This is a genomic window from Bacillus sp. SIMBA_005, from assembly GCF_046535585.1.
Lineage (GTDB): Bacteria > Bacillota > Bacilli > Bacillales > Bacillaceae > Bacillus > Bacillus pumilus.
Map to the genome: position 1 here is coordinate 1 of NZ_JAWRWI010001239.1, position 233 is coordinate 233.

Here is a 233-nt window from a genome sequence, read left to right on the forward strand (position 1 = left end):
TGGGCGACCGCGGTGTCAGCGTCGAAGGCTCGGACGCCTTCGTCCAGCGGATGGAGTCGGAACTGAACTTCCTGCGCTCCTCGCCGGCCGGACAGCAGATGCTGGCCGAGTTCGACAAGGCCGCGGAAGCCAAGGGCAATGTCGTGACGATCAAGGAACTGTCGAACGAGCAGAACGGATACGCCCAGACCTTCAGCAACGACGCCGACATCATCAATGGCCGGCCGGGTGCC

The 233-nt window shown here is 63.9% G+C and carries 1 protein-coding gene; it reads left to right on the plus strand.

Features of this window, described 5'->3' with window-relative positions; translation table 11 throughout:
- Positions 1 to 233, plus strand: a 233-nt coding sequence (locus tag SB660_RS24030) for a M91 family zinc metallopeptidase (RefSeq protein WP_410585143.1), incomplete at both ends; no start/stop codon positions are given.